General features: G+C 44.7%; 18 protein-coding genes, 2 riboswitches and 1 other annotated feature. Of the genes, 7 read left to right on the top strand and 11 right to left on the bottom strand.

From position 1 onward, the window contains the following. The first annotated feature begins 187 nt into the window (after positions 1–187). Positions 188–805: a histidine phosphatase family protein gene (locus H539_RS0107190; protein ID WP_035322103.1), complete on the top strand. Its 618-nt coding sequence runs from the start codon at positions 188–190 to the stop codon at positions 803–805. Positions 806–838: 33 nt separating this feature from the next. Here the strand turns inward: H539_RS0107190 and H539_RS0107185 are convergent, their stop codons facing one another. After that, the gene (locus H539_RS0107185; protein ID WP_026692968.1) at positions 839–1,939 is read right to left on the bottom strand and encodes a citrate synthase/methylcitrate synthase; all 1,101 of its coding nucleotides are present in this window, start codon (positions 1,937–1,939) and stop codon (positions 839–841) included. 106 nt (positions 1,940–2,045) lie between these two features. Here H539_RS0107185 and H539_RS0107180 point away from each other — a divergent pair, with 106 nt between their 5' ends. Further along, positions 2,046–2,924 (top strand): LysR family transcriptional regulator, encoded by an 879-nt coding sequence (locus H539_RS0107180; protein ID WP_026692967.1) that lies wholly within the window; start codon positions 2,046–2,048, stop codon positions 2,922–2,924. A 138-nt stretch (positions 2,925–3,062) separates the two neighbouring features. On the opposite strand, the gene H539_RS0107175 is transcribed toward H539_RS0107180, so the two are convergent. From H539_RS0107175 to H539_RS0107160, 4 genes are all read right to left on the bottom strand, one after another. After that, on the bottom strand, positions 3,063–3,935 hold the full coding sequence (locus tag H539_RS0107175) for a sulfite exporter TauE/SafE family protein (protein WP_026692966.1): 873 nt from the start codon (positions 3,933–3,935) through the stop codon (positions 3,063–3,065). Between the two features lie 134 nt (positions 3,936–4,069). Further along, entirely contained in the window at positions 4,070–5,317 is a 1,248-nt protein-coding gene (locus tag H539_RS0107170; RefSeq protein WP_026692965.1) for a cation:dicarboxylate symporter family transporter, read from the bottom strand. Between the two features lie 200 nt (positions 5,318–5,517). Further along, positions 5,518–5,668: riboswitch (cyclic di-AMP (ydaO/yuaA leader) on the bottom strand. 100 nt (positions 5,669–5,768) lie between these two features. After that, positions 5,769–6,665, bottom strand: a complete 897-nt coding sequence (locus H539_RS0107165; RefSeq protein ID WP_026692964.1) for a YegS/Rv2252/BmrU family lipid kinase — start codon at positions 6,663–6,665, stop codon at positions 5,769–5,771. Between the two features lie 236 nt (positions 6,666–6,901). Then, the gene (locus tag H539_RS0107160; RefSeq protein WP_035322100.1) at positions 6,902–7,477 is read right to left on the bottom strand and encodes a GNAT family N-acetyltransferase; all 576 of its coding nucleotides are present in this window, start codon (positions 7,475–7,477) and stop codon (positions 6,902–6,904) included. A gap of 135 nt (positions 7,478–7,612) precedes the next feature. Then, positions 7,613–7,827: a binding site (T-box leader), on the top strand. Between the two features lie 60 nt (positions 7,828–7,887). Between H539_RS0107160 and H539_RS0107155 the strand changes: the two genes are divergently transcribed. Together H539_RS0107155 and H539_RS0107150 are read left to right on the top strand one after the other, a co-directional pair. Continuing rightward, positions 7,888–8,883, top strand: a complete 996-nt coding sequence (locus H539_RS0107155; protein ID WP_026692962.1) for a tryptophan--tRNA ligase — start codon at positions 7,888–7,890, stop codon at positions 8,881–8,883. A gap of 109 nt (positions 8,884–8,992) precedes the next feature. Further along, on the top strand, positions 8,993–9,760 hold the full coding sequence (locus H539_RS0107150; protein ID WP_026692961.1) for a DeoR/GlpR family DNA-binding transcription regulator: 768 nt from the start codon (positions 8,993–8,995) through the stop codon (positions 9,758–9,760). A gap of 49 nt (positions 9,761–9,809) precedes the next feature. Here H539_RS0107150 and H539_RS0107145 read toward each other — a convergent pair whose 3' ends face one another. The 6 genes from H539_RS0107145 to pdxR all read right to left on the bottom strand — a co-directional run bounded on the left by H539_RS0107145 (position 9,810) and on the right by pdxR (position 17,601). Further along, positions 9,810–10,850, bottom strand: coding sequence for a ribonucleotide-diphosphate reductase subunit beta (locus tag H539_RS0107145; protein ID WP_026692960.1), 1,041 nt, complete (start codon positions 10,848–10,850; stop codon positions 9,810–9,812). A 14-nt stretch (positions 10,851–10,864) separates the two neighbouring features. Next, positions 10,865–13,084 (bottom strand): ribonucleoside-diphosphate reductase subunit alpha, encoded by a 2,220-nt coding sequence (locus H539_RS28015; protein ID WP_051348484.1) that lies wholly within the window; start codon positions 13,082–13,084, stop codon positions 10,865–10,867. Positions 13,085–13,232: 148 nt separating this feature from the next. Next, a riboswitch (cobalamin riboswitch) is annotated at positions 13,233–13,429 on the bottom strand. Positions 13,430–13,521: 92 nt separating this feature from the next. Beyond that, positions 13,522–14,802: an ArsB/NhaD family transporter gene (locus H539_RS0107135; RefSeq protein ID WP_026692959.1), complete on the bottom strand. Its 1,281-nt coding sequence runs from the start codon at positions 14,800–14,802 to the stop codon at positions 13,522–13,524. Between the two features lie 159 nt (positions 14,803–14,961). Continuing rightward, positions 14,962–15,138, bottom strand: a complete 177-nt coding sequence (locus H539_RS0107130) for an H-type small acid-soluble spore protein (protein WP_026692958.1) — start codon at positions 15,136–15,138, stop codon at positions 14,962–14,964. Between the two features lie 153 nt (positions 15,139–15,291). After that, a complete protein-coding gene (locus tag H539_RS0107125; protein WP_026692957.1) occupies positions 15,292–15,942 on the bottom strand; it encodes a phosphatase PAP2 family protein in 651 nt (216 codons plus the stop codon). A gap of 258 nt (positions 15,943–16,200) precedes the next feature. Beyond that, complete coding sequence (pdxR, locus tag H539_RS0107120; protein WP_026692956.1) at positions 16,201–17,601, bottom strand: MocR-like pyridoxine biosynthesis transcription factor PdxR; 1,401 nt, start codon at positions 17,599–17,601, stop codon at positions 16,201–16,203. 119 nt (positions 17,602–17,720) lie between these two features. Here pdxR and pdxS point away from each other — a divergent pair, with 119 nt between their 5' ends. The 3 genes from pdxS (at position 17,721) to H539_RS0107105 (ending at position 19,918) form a co-directional block, all read left to right on the top strand. Beyond that, on the top strand, positions 17,721–18,611 hold the full coding sequence (pdxS, locus tag H539_RS0107115) for a pyridoxal 5'-phosphate synthase lyase subunit PdxS (protein WP_026692955.1): 891 nt from the start codon (positions 17,721–17,723) through the stop codon (positions 18,609–18,611). Positions 18,612–18,802: 191 nt separating this feature from the next. Continuing rightward, complete coding sequence (pdxT, locus tag H539_RS0107110; protein WP_026692954.1) at positions 18,803–19,393, top strand: pyridoxal 5'-phosphate synthase glutaminase subunit PdxT; 591 nt, start codon at positions 18,803–18,805, stop codon at positions 19,391–19,393. An 84-nt stretch (positions 19,394–19,477) separates the two neighbouring features. Next, on the top strand, positions 19,478–19,918 hold the full coding sequence (locus tag H539_RS0107105; protein WP_026692953.1) for a GNAT family N-acetyltransferase: 441 nt from the start codon (positions 19,478–19,480) through the stop codon (positions 19,916–19,918). The last annotated feature ends 4 nt before the right edge of the window (positions 19,919–19,922 follow it).

The raw sequence follows: 19,922 nt of genomic DNA, 5'->3' as shown, positions 1-19,922 counted from the left end.
ATTGTTTTTATTCACTTGTTCTAGACCTTAACACCTATGAATTGCCTGGATTTAGAAGATCCAGGCTATGCCGGCAAAAGAAGATATACAAGAATGGAAAACAATCTATAATATAGACAGTTTACTGTTCCTTTTGTTTCATATTTTTTCACAGTTTTTTTCTTCATTTTCTTAGGGAGTGGATTTTTTGCTAACTGTCTATCTCGTAAGGCATGGTAAAACTGAATGGAATGAGCAGTCAAGATGGCAGGGCCGGGGCAATGGAGAACTGACTCAGGAAGGCATCCAAGGAGCACTCCGCCTCCAAAGCCGTCTTAAGGATGAGCCGATTCAAATGGTCTATTCCAGCTCGAGTAAAAGGGCTTACCATACCGCTGAACTGATTGTAGGTGACAGGCCGATCCCAATTATCAAAGACGACCTTTTGCGTGAAATGCACTTTGGAGACTGGGAGGGACGGACAAAATCAGAGGTGATGGAGCAATATGGTCCGGAGGTCCAGGCATTCTGGGATACTCCGCATTTATATTCACGAAAGCTCGGGGAACAATTTCCCGATGTCTATAAGAGAGCGGAGGAAGCATGGAACAAGATTGTAGACAAACATGTTTCCGGGACGATTTTACTTGTATCCCACTCCATCTTTTTGCGGGTTTTGCTGTCTTATATTAAAGAGATACCTCTTGAACATGTATTTCATCAGCAGCCTCTGCTTAATACCAGCTTATCTAAGCTTGAAGTCCAGGACGGAGAAGCAAAAATCGTCTTTCAAGGAGATATTTCCCACCTGGATCCCACATCATAAAGGATGGCCAGAGGTCATCCTTTTTAATTTCACCTATTTTCGAACAATATCTGTAAAGACTCCTTTATAGATAGCCTCAGGCCGGTAGAGGGTATTATCCTCTCCCTGCTCTAAGATATGGGCCGTCCAGCCGGCAGTGCGTCCTGCTGAAAAAGTAGGGGTAAATAATTCTTCATGCATCTCGATTGATTTCATGACGGCAGCTGCATAAAACTCTACATTGGTGTATAGCTTTCTGCCCGGCTTGTATTCATCTAACAGCTTTATGGCCACCTCTTCCACATAGCCTGCCAAATCCAGCCATTTATCATCCTTCCCGATGGACCTGGTGATGTTACTCAATGCCTGTGCCCGGGGATCATGGGTTTTATAAACACGATGGCCGAAACCCATAATCCGCTCATTTTTTGCCAGTTTGTTTCTCAGCCAGCCTTCTGCGTTTTCTTTTTTTCCTATCTGATCCAGCATGGCAGTAACCCCGCTTGGAGCCCCTCCGTGAAGGGGGCCTTTCATAGCCCCTAATGCCCCGGTAAGGGCAGATACCATATCAGACTCTGTAGAAGAGATGACCCTTGCCGCAAAGGTGGATGCATTCATCCCATGCTCCATCGTTAAAATCATATAGGCTTCAAGAGCTCTGGCATGCACAGGCTGCGGCTCTCCTCCTGTCAGCATATACAGGTAGTTTTCTGCATGATGTAAATGGTCAAGCGGTGAAACAGGCTTTTCACCGGACATAAGCCTATACCGGAATGCAATCAAAGAGGGAAGGATCGAGGTTAACTGTACAGCCTGCTCCACAGTCCCGTTCCAGCCAAACTCGTCTGTTCCGAGAGCTGAAACAGCTGTACGAAGCGCCTCCATCAAGTTCATGTTGGACGGAAGATCTTCCAGGATCCTCTGAACATAAGAAGGAATCTTCCTGTATTCCTTCATTTTCTGTTTCAGCTCTGAAAGCTCGCTGGCATCCGGAAATCTTCCATGCCAAAGGATGAAGCTGACCTCCTCAAAGCTTTTATTCAACGCAAGATACTTGGCATCATACCCTCGATAAACAAGCTTCCCTTTCTCCCCGTCTATATAGCTGATAGATGTTTCCGCCGCTGCTATTCCCTTTAATCCTTTTGTAATCATGTCCCTATCCCCTTTCTTAATTTTCATTATATTTGATATAATCAATTAACAATAATGAATCTTTTAGCGTTTTTTGATTACACATTTTAATCAAGGAGCAGGTAATATGAACATAAAATGGCTGCAAACCTTCTTAGCTGCGGCACGCTTTGAAAATTTCAGGCAGACAGCTGAAGAATTATTTCTTTCACAGCCGACCGTCAGCGTACATATCAAACTGCTTGAAGATGAAACCGGGACGCAGTTATTTGAGCGCAGCGGCCGGAGGGTGCTGCTGACAGAGGAAGGCAGAAGGTTTTTGCCCCACGCACGCGGAGTTGTCGAGGCACACGCAAAAGGTATGGAAGAATTGGATAAAATCAAACAAGGATTTTCAAGGAAGCTCACTCTCGCAATATCTCCCCTGATCGCTGCTTCCATCATGGGAGTCATTTTAAAAAGGTATATGAGCATGTATCCTGATATTGATATTGAAGTCAGGGTACTGGAATCTAAGGATATTGCAGGCGAGGTTCTGTCAGGAAAAGCCGATATGGGATTATCACGCCTTCATGTCCAGCATCCTGACCTTACATCAAATCCTCTGTATGATGACCCAATCATCATGGTTGCACCTCATGACGGCGGAGAAGATGAAACAACTCCCCCTCTCGATGCAGAAGAGGTATTATCAAGAGAACTCGTCATTACCCATAATCATCCGGAGTACTGGGAGGATTTACTGAGGAATGTAACCAGGCTGTTTCACATCAGGACGATGGTCGTCTCAGAGGTGCATGTCACCAAACGGTTTATAGAGGAAGGGCTGGGGATCTCATTTCTCCCACTATCCACAGTAAGAAGAGAATTATTTGAAAGAAGATTTCTTGAGGTCAAGTTCGACCTTTTCCAGCTCCCCACGGCCCGCACCTACGTCATCATGAAATATCCCCATTCCATTCAGAAGCATTTCCTTGAATTTTTAAAGGGATTTAAGCTTCCTTAATAGTTTCGATTTCAAGGAAATCAGCCTTTACATTTAGCTTGAATCCGCACTTGGACAACAAAAAACTGCAGGCACACTCGGGTCTTCATCAAGTTTGCCTGCAGCCCTCAAAAAGCTCATTCATCCACTATCCCAGCCCTATTCATTTTCCCTGATCTTTGTTTTAGAGAACATCCTGATTAAGATTCGTATGAATACGTATAAGGTGAACAGAGTGATGATGCCAAGTCCTGCAATACTCTGGTTGAACAGCTTCAAGGCGACGCTGACTGTTGTGAATAAATAAAGCAGACCCAGCATGAATTTAATTTCATTGCTTGTAAAATAGTTTGTGACTTTGACACCGCCCTGTGCCCCGATCAATCCGCCGGCAAGCAGGACGATCGCAAGCTTCAGATCAAAATGAACATTGAACGCATAGCCGATGAAACCCGCCGTCACAATCATGAGAACACCTACAATGCTCGTGCCTACCGCACGTTTGGCACTCTCTCCGTAAATGGAAATCAGCAGCGGGACGATGATGAATCCTCCTCCCACTCCGAGGGCAGAAGAAACAAAGCCGCCGGTAAATCCAATTAGGACCAGGCTCCAGATGGAACGGTTCCTTCCTGAAGGATCGGCTCCAGCTTGCGATTTTTTCCCCTTATTCAGCATGGAATAGGCAAAATACAGCAGCAGAACGATGTAGAGAAGCGGAATAATGGTATCATCATAGCCTCTTTTTTCCGATAAGAGGACCAGGGGCTGCGCCACTTGAGTTCCTGCCACACCTATGATTCCAATGATGATTGAATTCCGGACATTGGTATTTTTAGCCCGCAGGTGTCCGGCCATTCCCGAAATCGAGGTGCCCATCGTATAAAAAAGACTTGTCGTGATGGCTTCCACCGGCGGTACGCCTGTCAGAAGGAGAATCGGCGTAAGGAACAAGCCGCCGCCGATGCCGAACATCCCCGACATGACCCCTATCACCGCACCAAGCAAGATATAAAGAATCATATATTCCATACTTTTAGCTCCCTAATTTTTCTTGTCTATCCTTTATTGTATCAAAAATAAACGGCAAAGACAGTTTCTGAAAGGAGCCGGGAAATGTGGTCAGACCCCGCATGAAACTCCCAAGACGAAAAAAAAAAGCTGCATTAAGCAGCTTTTTCGTCAGCATTTTTGTCTATTTTGATGCCTTCCCATCTCGCGATTACGATGGTGGCCAGTGAATTTCCGACGATGTTGACGCAAGTACGCATCATATCGAGGATACGGTCGATTCCGGCGATAAAGGCAAGGCCTTCAACAGGCAGTCCTACAGAGCCGAGTGTAGCCAGAAGGACAACAAAGGATACGCCAGGTACGCCTGCAATTCCTTTAGAGGTGACCATAAGGACCAGCATTAATGTGATCTGCGCCCCGATGCTCATATGAATGCCATACATTTGAGCAATAAAAATAGCGGCCAATGCCTGGTAAAGGGTGGAGCCGTCCAGGTTAAAGGAATATCCAGTCGGAATGACAAAAGATGTGATTGCTTTTGGAACACCAAGCGCCTGCATTTTTTCAATCAGCCTTGGAAGAACCGTCTCTGAGCTTGATGTGGAATAACCAAGAATCAATTCGTCTTTTAAATAGCGGATGAGCTTGAAGATGCTGAATCCCGCAAGCTTGGCTACAATGCCAAGTACAACAAGGACAAAGAAAATCATAGTTCCATAAACAGTGATCACTAATTTCCCGAGCGGGATAAGCGAGCTTAGCCCAAACTTGGATACGGTAATGCCGATCAGAGCGAAAACCCCGATTGGAGCTACCTTCATAATTTGGTTCGTTACATAAAACATAGCGTCCGCAGTACCTCTGAAGAAGTTGAGGACAGGAAGCCCCTTCTCGCCAATGGCTGCAATTCCAAGGCCAAACATGACAGAGAAGAAAATGATGGCAAGCATATCACCATTTGCAATCGCCTGAATAGGATTTGCTGGGACAATATTTACAAAAGTATCCACAAATGAATGGTGAGCCTGTGTATTGGCTGTATCTACATACGTATTAATATCGGTTTTGGTAAGCGCAGACTGATCCACGCCTGATCCAGGCTGGAAAATATTCGCTGCCAGGAGGCCTAAAACAATCGCAACAGTGGTAATGACTTCAAAATAAAGAATCGTTTTTCCGCCAATCTTTCCAAGGGATTTCATATCCCCGACTCCAGCAACTCCAACAATAAGGCTGGAAATGACGATTGGAATTACAATCATCTTAATTAATCTCAGGAAAATATCCCCGAAAGGCTTTAAATAGGTTTCCACCTCAGGATTGCCGTAAAAAACAGCTCCCACTATAATACCCAGGGCAAGACCGATAAAGATCTGCCAGGCAAGACCAATTTTCTTCATTTTCATCTCCCTTTCCATTCTATGATGTATATTGTCAGCTACTTTCATGGACCTGCCATGCATGAAGCCAATTGCGCTTGTCCCAGATAAAAGAGGCACTTTATAAGAACGTTTTCCTGTCTTTACAGGTGTTAAATCATCCTGTAAAAAAAGTAAAAAAAAATACACTGAGGGCCTCAGTGCAGTCTTCTTTTTACTGCGTTCCCTTCTGTTATAGCCTACGGAGTTAGCTGTCGGATTCGGACATGAGAACAATGCCCTACCTTTTAAAAAAGGATTCACCCCTAGTAATGCCAAATGGCACCACAATTCCCGGGTCCCCCGCTCTGGACGATTAAGCGTATAGATAATTAATTAAATATTATCTCAAGATAAGAATAATGTAAATGGTTTTTATTTACATTCAATAATTTTGTCCAGGATTTATAGACTAGTGTTATATGACTATAATTTAGACTGGATGGGAAATCATTTTAAAATGCTGTTTAAGAGAGGTTATATCTGCCGGAGTTTGAAGATATACTTCCCCATCCGTATCAGCATCAATCCTTTCGGCGGTCTCAATCTTTATACGCCTTGTCTGAAAATAAATGATTCCTGTATCTTCTTCATTCTGCGGAGTCCAAGAACGCTTTAGGCTTAACAGCTCCCTGAACGCTGACAGAGAAGAGTTCTTTATGACAACGACATCTAAGAGCCCATCATTGATCTGGATATGGGGAACTGGCAAAGGACGGGTCCCAATAAAACTACCGTTTAAAACCAGGATCATGACCGCCTCACCTTCAATTTGTTTGCCTTCATAGGATAGAGTAAAAGAGAAAGCCTCACTTTTACTGATGGTCCGGATCGCGCTCAAGTAATAACTGATTTTTCCCAGGATTCTCTTTTCCCCGGGTTCTATATTGCTGGAGGTTTCTGTGATGATGCCGGTCCCCCAAAAATTAAGAAAATAAGCATCATTTACTCTTGCGGCATCCACATCCACAATTTCACCTTCAAAAAGAGCCTGTGCTGCTTTTTTAATATCCTGAGGAATGTTTAGAGCCCTGCTGAAGTCATTGCAGGTTCCGTTTGGCAAAATACCTATTACCGGCCTTTTATCCAGGCTTCCCAGTCCATTGATCACCTCATGCACGGTTCCATCTCCGCCTAATATAAAAATGGCATCTACAGCCTCTCCGCGCTCTTGACAGATTTCTTTGGCATGTCCAGGTTTCTTTGTGGCAAGAAGCACAAGTTCCTCCACCTGAGAGGCAATAACAGGAACACATGCGCCAAGAGTTTTATCAAGATCCTTTTGGCCTGCCTCACCATTGTAAATCAAAAGAGCTTTACGAAATTTCATAGTTATACACCCTTTATCTTCAAGTTTTGCTTTATAATTTCCCTTTCCTCCCGCTTTTATAAACACCAGACTTCGGTGATGTAAAGACCGGAAACCAGGAGATATCCGTCATGCCTTATTCGTTGTAATCATGCCCTGGTTCTGGTCAGAGAAAAATGCTCCCGCTTCCGGGAGCTTAATAGATTCGTATCCTTTTTCTTCAGGGGCTGGCCGGGATTCCTCCCCCTAACTTTCTATCACTCTAAAAATCCTTCCAGCCTATTTTTTATTCCAGGCCATTCTTCTTTTAGAATGCTGAATACAACCGAACTCCTTATATATCCGTCATGCATAACGCGGTCATTCCGCATGACTCCCTCTTTAACAGCCCCAAGCCGTGCTATGGCGTTCTGGGAGCGCTCATTCCTTAAATCTGTTCTAAATTGGACGCGGTTCATACCAAGTTTTTCAAAGGCATAAGAAAGCAGCAAGTATTTGCATTCTGTATTGATTCTGGATCTCCATACAGAAGGATTGTACCAGGTCCAGCCGATTTCGAGACTTTTATTCTCTTTGGAAATATTTAAATACCTGGTACTGCCTACAATCTCCCCGCTCTCCTGGTCTGTGACCGTAAACGGGATCTCAAGGCCCTTCTCCTGCTGTGACAGAGCAGCCAGCACGACCTTCTCCATGGTCCCCTTATCCTTCATTAGAACAGACATAAAGCTCCAGATCTCCGGATGGTCCCCTGCTATAAATAATCCCTCTATATGCTCGGCTCTAAGATTCTCAAGCAGCGCTCTCTTCCCTGTTAATTGGATTTCCTCCATTTTCCCCGCTCCCCTGCTGATTCATTTTTTGGAAAAAGTATCTATTTTTCATTGTAATTATTCTTCACAGATAGATAAATACTTTATATAATATTCAGTAAGATATTTTCAAATCAGCATTCAAACTGAGTATACATAAGCGCGATGATAAAGAATAGTACATGCATGAGCACTGAAGAGAGCTGATGGCTGGTGAGAATCAGTGTGCAACTGTATGGAATGGCCTTTTGAGCTTCAAACCGAACCCTTTGGCAGTAGGCTTTGACGGTTACTCCGTTACAGTAATATAAAGTGAGCAAGCATGCATTTGCTGCTAATGAAGGTGGCACCACGGGTTTCTCGTCCTTTTCGGATGTGAGGCCCTTTTTTATGTTCTTTTTAAATACAATCGTCTCGTGGAGGAAATCAAAATGGAAAAACCGATTATTCTGACCGGCATCAAATCAACCGGCACCCCCCATCTCGGAAATTATATCGGAGCCATTAAGCCCGCACTGAAGATGGCTTCGGATAAAAGCAACCAGGGTATCTACTTTATTGCTGATTATCACGCTTTAAATTCGGTACAGGATCCTCAAGCGTTCCGAAAATATACACTTGAGATTGCAGCGGGATGGCTCGCTCTGGGCCTGGATCCCGAGGAAGTGATTTTTTACCGCCAATCGGATGTCCCACAGCTTCTAGAATTGAATTATATTCTTGCCTGCGTCACACCAAAGGGACTCATGAACCGGGCTCATGCATATAAAGCCTCGGTGGAAAGGAATACAAAGGACGGGCTGAATCCTGATCACGGGGTGAATATGGGATTATATACGTATCCAATCTTAATGGCTGCAGATATTCTATTATTTCAATCCGACAAGGTCCCTGTTGGAAAGGATCAAATTCAACATGTAGAATATGCCCGGGATATCGCTCAATCCTTTAACCACACCTTCGGCGGGACCTTCAAGCTGCCCGAGCATGTCATCCAGGAAGAAACAGAGCTCCTTCCAGGTCTTGACGGCCGCAAGATGAGCAAAAGCTATGGCAATACAATTTCATTATTTGAAGAAGCAGGAAAGCTGCAGAAGCTGATTAATAAAATCAAAACAGATTCCTCACAGCCCGGTGAACCAAAGGATGCTGAATCCTCCACCCTGTTCCAGCTTTATAAGGAATTTGCGGAGACAGATGAAATTCAGCAGATGCGAAGCCGATATACGGAGGGAGTCGGCTGGGGCGAGGTGAAAAAGGAAGTCTTTTATGTCATAAACCGGGAATTAGAAGCACCCCGTAAGAAATATCAAGAATTCCTAAACAACCCGCAGGCCGTAAAAAACATCTTGAACAAAGGTGCCATAAAAGCGCGTAATCTTGCAGAAAAAAAACTGTCTGTTATTAAGGAAAAGGCAGGAATGTAGAAATTCCAAGAAAGATTCCTGCACAAAAACAGATAAACCAGCAAAACAAATTGACAGGAAGAAAAATTAACCGCAATAATGGAGGAAACAGTGTCGAGGAGTGCAATCCATGTTTTCAGAAGAAAGAAAAAAGGTCATCCTGCAGCTTCTTGAGGAAAATGAACGGGTACTGGCAAAGGACCTGGCCAAAATGTTTCATGTATCTGTTGATTCGATAAGACGGGATCTTCACTCAATGGAGGAGGAGGGCTTATTGACAAGGACCCACGGGGGGGCCATTCCCTTAATGCAGACCAGAATTACCCCTCCTCCCCCCGCTGTCAGATATAAGGAAGGCGCAAAAACCGAGCAGGCCATCGCCAAAGCAGCAGCTTCATATATCGAAGAGAATTCTACGATTTTTATAGGAGGAGCATCCATTCATTATATGATGCTTACTTATCTGCCGAATGATCTTCCTTTCACGGTCATTACCAATTCCATCAGGATTGCCGATGCATTGAGGGAAAAAGATCATATTGACTGCTATCTCATCGGCGGGAAAGTCAAAAAATCAGGCAATATTACGGATGCCTTCTCACAGGAATTCATCCGTAATTTCAATCTGGATCTCTGCTTTTTGACCGGCGGCGGCCTTTCCCGGACGGGGCTTAGCACGAACACTCCGGAAACGGCCTTAAGTACACGTATCGTGGCTGAACATTCAAGAAAAACCATCTGCTTAATAGGGCACCAGAAATTCGGAACAGCCTCTTTTGCAAAAGTCCTGCCTTTATCCAAGCTTCACCTTATCATTACAGATGAAGAAACGGCAGAAGAGAAAGTGCAGGCATTACGGGAACTGGGAAGCCATATCGTGGCGGCTCCTCCCATTTAATAGAAAACGATAAAAAGGCTCCTCGCTGCATCAGCAAGGAGCCTTTTTCCTACAAATCGTCAAAGCCATTATCTATATTGACTTTCACATACTGCCTGGATTTCTGTTCAAAGAAGTCAGATTTTCCTAGGTCGGTGTCTTCGTATGCCTTGATCCAGCGGAGGGGATTGGTCCGGTAGCCCTCAAACGGCCGTTCACAGCCCAGCTGGTTGGCCCTGGCATTGGCATAAAACTTTATATAATCCTCCACATCGCTGAGAAGAATGCCAGAAATCCTTGATCCGATGATGTGTCTCGCCCATTCAATTTCCAGATCAGCTGCGGTTCTAAAGGTTTCTGTGACAAATTGGCTGAGCTCCCTTGTATCCAGCTCTGGATTATCCCTCAATATTTCTTTGAATATCTTTACGAACAGATCGACATGAAGCTGTTCGTCCCGGTTAATATAATTAATCATTGTACTGGTTCCAACCATCTTTTGATTTCTCGCAAGATGATAGAAGAAGGCGAATCCTGAGTAGAAGAAGAGACCTTCCAGAACCACATCATAAACAATGGATGTAAGCAGATTGGCAACGGTAGGTGCTTCCGCAAAATCCTTGTATCCATTTGCCACAAAGTCATTCCTTTTCACCAGGATGTCCTCTGTTCTCCAAAATTCAAACACTTCGTCCTGCATCTGCTTCGGTACCAGGCTGGACAGAACATAGGAATAGGAATGATTGTGAATCACCTCCTGCTGCGCCAGAATAATCATTAGAGCGGACAGACTCGAGTCTGTTAAATAGTCGGCCACCCTTCCCGCATAATCCGTCTGGATGCTGTCCAGGAGTGCCAAAAGTCCGATGATTTTTAAAAAGGCCTCTCTCTCATCCTGGGACAGTTCCGGAAACTGCTTAATATCCTGAGACATATTAATTTCAAATGGCGTCCAGAAATTGGCCAGCATCTTCTTATACTTGGGGTAGGCCCAGGAAAAGCGGACATCATCCCAATTCAGGATATTGGAGCACTGCCCATTGACAATACCCGTTGAACGGTTAGGCCCCTCCTTGTCCATCAGCGGACGCTTTATGATCATATTTTTCATAAGTTTTTCCTCCATCAGCTTGCACATGATTCGCATTCTTCAATGTCAGAAGACGTGGATCGTACATAATACGTGGTTTTCAGGCCGCTCTTCCAGGCGGTTATATGCAGTGCGAGAAGATCCTTGGCCTTGATTGTATGTTGGATATAAAAATTAAAAGAAATGGACTGGTCAATATGCCTCTGGCGGGCCGCATTCTGTTTGATGCTCCATTCCTGGTCCATCAGGTAGGCAGATTTATAGTACCAGGTAGTACTCTCGTTTAAATCAGGCGCCGTTACGGGAATTCTATAATTCTTCTTTTCTTCTGAATAAAATTTGCGGAAAATCGGGTCAATGCTTGGCGTACTGCCGGCAATCAAAGCCGTGGACGCATTGGGCGCCACTGCCATCACATAGCCATTTCTCATCCCTATTCCAGCAACTTCATTTCTTAAGCCGTTCCAAGGAAGGCTGCTTGTTCCGTCCGTATAATTTCTTTTTTGGAAGTACTCACCGCTCTCCCAGTCTGAACCCGCAAACAAGGGAAACGCCCCCTTTTCGGCAGCCAGATTCTTGCTTGCACGGATGGAATAAAAGGCAATCTCTTCGTACAGCTTATCTGCATAACCCACCGCTTCTTCGCTTTCCCACTTGATTCCCTTCAGGGCCAGGAGATGATGCCAGCCAAAAGTCCCAAGACCGATGGCACGGTATTTCTTGTTAGTGATTTCCCCCTGGACCACGGGGATGGTGTTGATATCGATCACATTATCCAGCATCCTCACTTGTATGGTGATAAGCCTTTCTAGAACATCATGGGTCACAGCCCGTGCCAGGTTGATCGAGGAAAGATTGCAGACGACAAAATCGCCGGGAATTTTTTCAATGATAATCTTCCCATCCTTCCATTGCTCCTCCGTCTGGATGGTAGGGCTCTGATTCTGGGTGATCTCTGTACATAGATTCGTGCAGTAGATCATGCCTCTATGGCTGTTTGAATTCATCCGGTTGACCTCATCCCGGTAAAACATGAATGGGGTCCCTGTTTCAAGCTGGCTTCTCATGATGGATTTCATGATCTCAATAGCCGGGACCTCCTGTTTCGACAGCCTTTCGTCCTGGACGCATTCCACATATTTCTCCCGAAAGCTCCCATTCCCTTTCTGTTCATCATAAAACTCTTCCAGGGAATACCCCATCACCGTCCTCACCTCATGAGGATCAAATAAATGCCAGGTCCCCCTTGATTCCACCTGCTCCATGAATAAATCAGGAATGCATACGCCAGTAAATAAATCATGGGTTCTATACCGTTCATCCCCATTATTCAGCTTGGCATCCAGAAAGGAAAAAATATCTTTATGCCAGATATCCAAATAGACGCTGACTGCTCCCTGCCGCTGGCCGAGCTGATCTACACTGACAGCCGTATTATTCAGCTGCTTCATCCAGGGAATCACACCGGAAGAGGCTCCCTTAAAGCCCTTGATATCGCTCCCCCTGCTCCGGATTTTCCCAAGATACACTCCGATCCCGCCGCCGTTTTTCGAAAGATTAGCAATGTCTGTGTTGCTGTTGTAGATCGACTGAAGACTGTCATCCACCGTATCAATAAAGCAGCTGGAAAGCTGGCCCCAATTCTTTCCTGCATTCGAAAGAGTCGGTGTCGCAACGGTCATATACAGATTGCTCATGGCCCAGTACGCTTCTTTAATCAGGTCTATCCTCCGGCTGCATGGTTCCTTTTTCATGAGTGTCATCGCGATGACCATGAACCTTTCCTGCGGAAGCTCAAATAAGGCGCCGCTCCTGCTTCTTGCAAGATAGCGGTCCGAGAGCATTTTTACTCCTATGTATGAAAACAGCTGATCCCGCTCTGGGACGATCACTTCCCCAAGGGCATCAATCTCCTCACGGCTGTACAATTTCAATAAATCTCCATGATAAATATCAGCAGAAACCATATACTCAATGAGGCGGTAAAACGAATTGTAACCTTCAGCCGTTCCTCCTCTGCTTTCCATGCTCTCCTTGTAAAGCTTTTTAAGATGCAGCCTTGCTGCCACAAAAGACCATTCAGGCTCATACTCCGATACATTCGCCAGACATTCCAGGATCATATCGTCCATGCTCTGTTCTGATACTTGAGAAGAGATTCTTTTAGCCAAAGCATCAAAAGATAATCCAGGATAATCCTCTTTTAATTCTGTTATATATGCCAATGCCGCTCCACTCTCTGAAGAAATACTCATATCCCTTCCACTCCTATCTCCATTTCGTTTTTTTAAAACAAAAAAACCGCCCAGGAACTGAGCGGATCAAACGATAGCAAAAGAAAGATAGGCGTTTCTGCAGCCGGATTTAACTATCGTTTCATCTTCTCAACCCCCGAAGAAATCGAAACGTTCATCCAGCCTGGCAGGTCTCCTGACTCATGCTTCTTCCTACTCTAAAACCTTCCCATATAAGAACCGCTAAGCCTCTCATACAGTGGTCATTTTATTTCGTCCACATTTACAGTTGCGGGGACAGTTCCGGAATTCAACCGGATTCCCTATTAAGTCCTTTAAAAGGACACCAGCACTGGTATCTATATTTAGTTATAAAACCTTAGAAAATCACTACATATTGTGCAATGATTCTATCATACCCCAAAAAACAGTTCAACTATTATTTATCTAAATCCATACTATAACAAATACCTCAAATAAACATAAACCGTAGAAATGAGGATGGAGACCAGCATCAATGGGAAGCCGATCAATAAATACCTCACGAATGAAATGTTGTGCCCTTTCTTTGCAGCCAGTCCTGCTACCACCAGGTTGGCGCTGGCACCGATCAGGGTCCCGTTCCCTCCCAGACACGCACCGAGAGCCAGGCTCCACCACAGCGGCTCCAGATTGGAAATACCCATTGACCCCATATCCTGTATTAAAGGAATCATGGTCGCCACAAATGGGATATTGTCAACGAATGCAGAGGCAATCGCGCTGCCCCAGAGAATGAGCATAGAAGAAGAAGCAAGATTTCCTTTGGTAATCTCAAGGGCCTCTTTGGCTATGGATTTAATCACTCCAGTATCCACCAGTCCGCCTACGATGACAAATAACCCAATGAAGAAAAATAGAGTGGTCCATTCTATACGCTCGAGCGAGCTTTCCAGATGATCCTCTCCTGTCAGAAGCAAAAGAAGGAAAGCGCCAAAAAGGGCAATGGCTGCCGTTTCGATATGTATAAATTGATGCAGGAAGAACCCAAGTATGGTGAGTCCTATGATAAACAGGCATTTCTTTAACAGCAGGCTGTTCTTGATTTCCTTTTTCTCATCACTTTTCATGAGCTCGGCTTTTAAAGCTGCTGTTGTTTTTAGCTTCTTTCTGAACAGAAATGCAAATATAGCAACAGTCACCAATAAAATAAAGAAGCTGATGAGCATGAGGTGGTTGATGAAAGCGAGAAACGTAAGTTCCTTCACAGCGCTCCCAATCATGATATTAGGGGGATCGCCGATCATAGTGGCGGTCCCGCCTATATTTGAAGCCAATATCTGCGAGATGAGATACGGCATGGGATCCACCTTCAGCTTCGCTGTAATGCTCAAGGTGACAGGAACCACCAGCAGGACGGTTGTGACATTATCAAGAAAGGCAGATGCCAACGCTGTGAGAAGGGCAAGTGCGACCAAAAGCCTCACTGGGTCGGCCTTGGCAATTTTGGCTGTCTTGATTGCCAGATAGGTGAACACTCCGGTTTCTGCCGTAATCGAGACAATAATCATCATCCCGATCAACAGGCCGATCGTATTAAAATCAATATGGTGGATGGCCTGCTCCTGAGTTAATACCCCAAACATAATCAGAAGAAGTCCGCCGATAAGGGATACTATGGTGCGATGTACTTTTTCAGTAATGATAATTGCATATGTAATAAGAAAAATCGTGACGGCAATGAGCGCCTGGTTTTCCAAAACAAAAACTCCTCCAAACATCCAGGATATAACTCTATAGTATAGAATACCGCCTCTTTTTACGAACGAAAAGGACAGGTTTCCCTTTATTACACACAAAAAATTATGCCTAATAGATAAACAGAAGAACCCCGCTATAAGCGGGGCCCTTCTCCATCATTAGATTTCTTGCAGCTCATTTATCTCCACAATCGTTCTTTCTTCCATATCCCTGGCATGGACCGTGGCCGTCCGCCCGTCCTCGTTTAAGCTGTCAATCCAGACAGAGACGCCATTATACTGCACATCAATCTCTGCGGATGAAGATAAGATCTGCTTTACTCGGTTTGCATTCATTTCCTTCACTCCCTTTAACATGGTCCATATTATTTTGTGAATGAATGCTTGTTTTATACATGGTTCTAAGCAAACGGGCATGCAGATTCTTCCCTGATCAAAAAAAGCCGTCTCCGCCAGGATTTATAGGTCCTGTACGGAGACAGCTGAGCTTCAATCGTTTTTAATTTCAATGGTTTTAGCCTTTTCCGATACACGGATCTTAAAGATTTCAAAGGTGATTCCGTAAATATAGCATACGAGAATCATAGAACCTACCATATCCCAGACGACATGCTGCTTTACAAACATAGTGGATAGGATAATAAGGCTGCCCATCCCCTGGATCAGAATGCTATGGATGATATGCTTGTTCTTGATATGAAGCGATGCCAGCATAATCGCATAGGTGGTCAGGACATGGATGCTTGGGAAGCAATTATATGGCATATCACTTTTGTATATAAACGATACTAAATCATAAAGGGGTGTTCCTTCGGTAATTTCCGGACGGATTACAGTGGTCTGGAAGAAGAAAAATACGATGAAGCAGATACATTCACCGATGGTAATGGTGATTAAAGATTTTATATATACTTTTGTATCCTTAAAGCAAAAGTAAATTAAATACCCAAATATATACCCATACCAAATCATATAGGGAAGAATGAATACTGGAACAAAGGGTATATGCTGATCAAAAGCAGTCGTAATATTGGCTGCCTTGCGGGGATTTTCGTTTAACAGCTTATAAATAAATCCTAAAAGCGGATGAACGAGCATAAGCAATAGAAAAGGAAACTTGTTTTTTACCTTGTTAAGCAAGTATCGCCCCCTCCTTCTTTACAAATTTACACATCTTTTTCTTACCCTTTTATTTATTCTCTAAATATAGTAGAATCTCACATTTGCATATAAAATTTCATCCAAAACCCAGTTTTCTTTGTCCAGCATATACGCTGACTCAAAAAAGGCTGATAGTACCATCTTACCAAACCAGTGTTTGTTTTGGGTATATAATTTTAGGTGGAATACGAGGAGTATCCGGCCTTTTGACTATAGATTCAGGGAAAACGCAAACATCTATCTGAATCCCCAGCTGGACACAAGCATCCTGATGCCTTTTTCCAGCTCATCCTGGGGAATGCCTGCAAATCCGAGCACAATATGTGGTACTTCTCTTTTTCCGGGAAGAAGAGAATATTTAGAGAGGCCATAAATCCGGATGCCTGCCCCTGCTGCCTGTTCAATCAGCTCATCTTCACTCTTTCCATTGCGGACCGTCAAAATCACATGGAGGCCGGCACTTTCCCCGATGATGCCAATGGTACCCTGGTATGGCCTTAAGACTTCTACGAGAGTTTCTAATTTCCTGCGGTAAATTTTTCGCATCTTATTTAAATGCCGCTCAAAATCTCCCTCCCGCATAAAAGCAGCAAGTATGTGCTGATCAAAGCGTGACACACTGGAGCTGTAAAACGAAAATTCATGTTCATATCTTCGTAGCAGAGACTGCGGCAAAACCATGTAGCCTATTCTCAGGGAAGGCATCAGCGATTTTGAAAACGTACTGAGATAAATCACTTTTTCTCCTTTATCCATGCTTTGCAGCGAAGGAATCGATTTCCCGCTGTACCTGAATTCACTGTCATAATCATCTTCAATGATGTACCGGTTCTCTTTTTGATGCGCCCATTTCAAAAGCTGGGTTCTGCGGTTTATGGACAGAACACTTCCAAAGGGAAACTGATGGGAGGGTGTGACATATACCGCTTCGGCAGCGGTCCGTTTCAGCCCCTCCACACTGATTCCCTCTTGATCCACTTCGACAGGAATGACTTCCTTCCCCCTGCTGCTCAATAAATGTTTGGTAAGCTGATAACCTGGATCCTCAATGGCATAAACGGCGGCTTCCCCAAGCAGGTGAACGAGCTGAGGAAGCAGGTATTCCGTTCCAGAACCAATAATAATTTGTTCTAAGGAACATATGACTCCCCTTGAATGATACAAATAAGAGGCAATTTCCCTCCGAAGCGCAGGCTCCCCTTTATAATCTCCTAGAAGGAGCAAATCCTGATTTTCTTCGCCGATCATGTCCTTTGCATATTTCCGCCACCTTGCAAAGGGAAAAGGAGCCGCATCAATACGGCTCGGATGAAAATGATAGAAATCATCTTCTTTAGATTCGTTAGCCGCGGACCTGCTCCGTTCCTTGGCGCCACTGAATTCAAGCTCTTCATATGCCATCACATAATAGCCCTTGCGCGGAATAGATTCTAGATACCCCTCAGCAACCAGCTGGTCATAGGCAGCTTCTATGGTATTCTGGCTGACCTGCAAAAATTCAGCCAGCTTTCTTTTCGATGGCATTTTCGCTTGAAAGACCAGGCGCCCTTCAGTAATTTCCTGCTTTATATGGTCATAGAGCTGTTCATAAAGACGCTTGTCCCCTGAACGTTCCAGCCCAAACGTTAACATATCCATTTTTATCCCCCGTTCAAAACTGACCTCATCATTTTAAATGAAACTGACACTTTCAATCAAGTCAGAAACGATTTTATACTGAGTATATTAAATTTTTCAACAACTTAGGAGGAATTAAAATGACCCAGATCTTAACTGGTACCGACCGTGTAAAAAGAGGCATGGCCCAAATGCAAAAAGGCGGCGTCATTATGGATGTGATTAATGCAGAACAGGCCAAGATTGCGGAAGCTGCAGGAGCTGTGGCAGTAATGGCATTGGAGCGGGTTCCTTCAGATATCCGTGCAGCCGGCGGCGTGGCAAGAATGGCCGATCCCCGAATTGTGGAAGAAGTGCTGAATGCTGTTTCGATTCCTGTCATGGCTAAAGCACGCATCGGGCACATCGTGGAAGCTCGCGTATTGGAGGCCATGGGCGTAGATTACATAGATGAAAGTGAAGTTCTCACTCCTGCTGATGAAGAATTCCACCTGCTGAAAAATACTTACACCGTTCCGTTCGTCTGCGGCTGCCGCGATTTAGGTGAAGCAGCCAGAAGAATCGGAGAAGGAGCCTCCATGCTCCGCACAAAAGGCGAGCCTGGAACAGGAAATATTGTGGAAGCTGTCCGCCATATGCGCACCGTAAATGCCCAAATCCGCAGAGTCGTCAGCATGAGTGATGACGAACTCATGACCGAGGCAAAAAACCTGGGTGCCCCCTACCATGTGCTGCTGGATATCAAGCGTGAAGGACGTCTCCCAGTTGTAAACTTTGCTGCCGGCGGAGTAGCCACACCAGCCGATGCCGCACTCATGATGGAGCTCGGAGCTGACGGAGTATTCGTAGGATCCGGCATATTCAAATCAGAAAACCCGGAAAAATTCGCACAAGCCATCGTCCAGGCCACCACACACTACCAGGACTACACCCTAATCGCCGAACTATCCAAAGACTTAGGAACCGCCATGAAAGGAATCGAAATCACCAAACTCCAACCACAAGACAGAATGCAAGATAGAGGATGGTGAATTAAAAAGCGGAAAGCGGTGCTTTTCAAACAAAACTTGTAAATAGCAGAATGTCGCACATACAATTTTTAAAAACAATTTCTCAATGAAAAGCAGAGACCCGACAAGCATAAGACGAGCAGGCCGTGGGAAGCGCCTTTCTTCCCATGGACTGATTGGCTTATGACTCGAAGGCGAAAGGAGCAATCATCATGGCAATAATCGGAGTGCTTGGACTGCAGGGCGCAGTGGAAGAGCATGTTAAACAGATAACCCAGGCCGGCCATGACGCTGTCGCGGTGAAACGTCCGCGCCAGCTCGATGCAGTGGATGGTTTGATTATGCCTGGCGGAGAAAGTACGGCGATGAGGAAGCTGATGGATCATTTTGGATTCATGGATAAGATCCGAGCCTTCGCAGCAGCCGGGAAACCTATATTTGGCACATGTGCAGGAATGGTGCTCCTGGCAAAAAGGCTAGCGGGAATCAGGGATTTTCATCTCGGCTTAATGGATGTTACCGTCCAGAGGAATGCCTATGGCCGGCAGAAGGAAAGCTTTGAGGCTGAACTTCTTATAGAAGGCGCGTTAAATCCCTTCCCTGCGGTATTTATCCGTGCTCCCTATATTGTGGAAGCCGGACCTCATGTGGAGATATTAGCCCGCTTTGAAGACAAAATTGTCATGGCCAGGCAGGGACAGCTTTTAGCCTGCTCCTTCCATCCTGAGCTTACCGATGATCCCGGTGTCATGCTTATTTTTTTAGAGATGGTCGAGCAAAGCCTGGCTGCTGCCCGGCCTTAATTCTCCGGACAACACATGTGATACTATGAAAATCACAACCGTAGATATTGCCTCAACCCAAATTAATTGACGAGGTGTTTAGGAATGAATGTTTACGAAGCCACGATCGGGGATTTAGAAGGAATTGCAGAGCTTTTCAACTTATACCGCATGTTTTATCAGCAGCCTTCCGACCCACAGGGAGCAAGGGATTTTTTATTAGAGCGCTTTATACATAAAGACTCCGTAATTTTCGCTGCGGTAGAAAACGGAGAGTATATCGGATTTACTCAGCTGTATCCAGTCTACTCGTCGGTTTCTATGAAAAAGGACTATATCCTGAACGATTTATATGTCCATGAAACCGCCAGAAAGTCCGGGGCAGGCAGAAACCTTCTGGAAGCTGCCTCAGGATATGCTAAAAAAACCGGCGCAAAAGGCCTGTCCCTTCAGACTGCTCATGATAACCTGAGTGCTCAAAGCCTTTATGAAAAGTTTGGATTCTTAAAAGAAGAACAATTCATTTCTTATTATTACACCCTCTAAGCTG

Origin of the sequence: Peribacillus kribbensis DSM 17871, from assembly GCF_000430765.1 — a bacterium.
Classification (GTDB): Bacteria; Bacillota; Bacilli; order Bacillales; family DSM-1321; genus Paraperibacillus; species Paraperibacillus kribbensis.
Note: the sequence above shows the minus strand (reverse complement) of the source record. Positions and strands in the feature narration are given on the sequence as shown.

What these genes read in the sequence shown, in the direction of transcription:
- pdxT (WP_026692954.1), top strand. Translation starts at nt 18,803, where the DNA reads ATGGCAATAATCGGAGTGCTTGGACTGCAGGGCGCAGTGGAAGAGCAT.
- H539_RS0107155 (WP_026692962.1), top strand. Translation starts at nt 7,888, where the DNA reads ATGGAAAAACCGATTATTCTGACCGGCATCAAATCAACCGGCACCCCC.
- H539_RS0107150 (WP_026692961.1), top strand. Translation starts at nt 8,993, where the DNA reads ATGTTTTCAGAAGAAAGAAAAAAGGTCATCCTGCAGCTTCTTGAGGAA.
- H539_RS0107165 (WP_026692964.1), bottom strand. Translation starts at nt 6,665, where the DNA reads ATGAAATTTCGTAAAGCTCTTTTGATTTACAATGGTGAGGCAGGCCAA.
- H539_RS0107170 (WP_026692965.1), bottom strand. Translation starts at nt 5,317, where the DNA reads ATGAAGAAAATTGGTCTTGCCTGGCAGATCTTTATCGGTCTTGCCCTG.
- H539_RS28015 (WP_051348484.1), bottom strand. Translation starts at nt 13,084, where the DNA reads ATGAGTATTTCTTCAGAGAGTGGAGCGGCATTGGCATATATAACAGAA.
- pdxS (WP_026692955.1), top strand. Translation starts at nt 17,721, where the DNA reads ATGACCCAGATCTTAACTGGTACCGACCGTGTAAAAAGAGGCATGGCC.
- H539_RS0107105 (WP_026692953.1), top strand. Translation starts at nt 19,478, where the DNA reads ATGAATGTTTACGAAGCCACGATCGGGGATTTAGAAGGAATTGCAGAG.
- H539_RS0107160 (WP_035322100.1), bottom strand. Translation starts at nt 7,477, where the DNA reads ATGGAGGAAATCCAATTAACAGGGAAGAGAGCGCTGCTTGAGAATCTT.
- H539_RS0107145 (WP_026692960.1), bottom strand. Translation starts at nt 10,850, where the DNA reads ATGAAAAATATGATCATAAAGCGTCCGCTGATGGACAAGGAGGGGCCT.
- H539_RS0107185 (WP_026692968.1), bottom strand. Translation starts at nt 1,939, where the DNA reads ATGATTACAAAAGGATTAAAGGGAATAGCAGCGGCGGAAACATCTATC.
- H539_RS0107175 (WP_026692966.1), bottom strand. Translation starts at nt 3,935, where the DNA reads ATGGAATATATGATTCTTTATATCTTGCTTGGTGCGGTGATAGGGGTC.
- H539_RS0107180 (WP_026692967.1), top strand. Translation starts at nt 2,046, where the DNA reads ATGAACATAAAATGGCTGCAAACCTTCTTAGCTGCGGCACGCTTTGAA.
- pdxR (WP_026692956.1), bottom strand. Translation starts at nt 17,601, where the DNA reads ATGGATATGTTAACGTTTGGGCTGGAACGTTCAGGGGACAAGCGTCTT.
- H539_RS0107130 (WP_026692958.1), bottom strand. Translation starts at nt 15,138, where the DNA reads ATGAATGCAAACCGAGTAAAGCAGATCTTATCTTCATCCGCAGAGATT.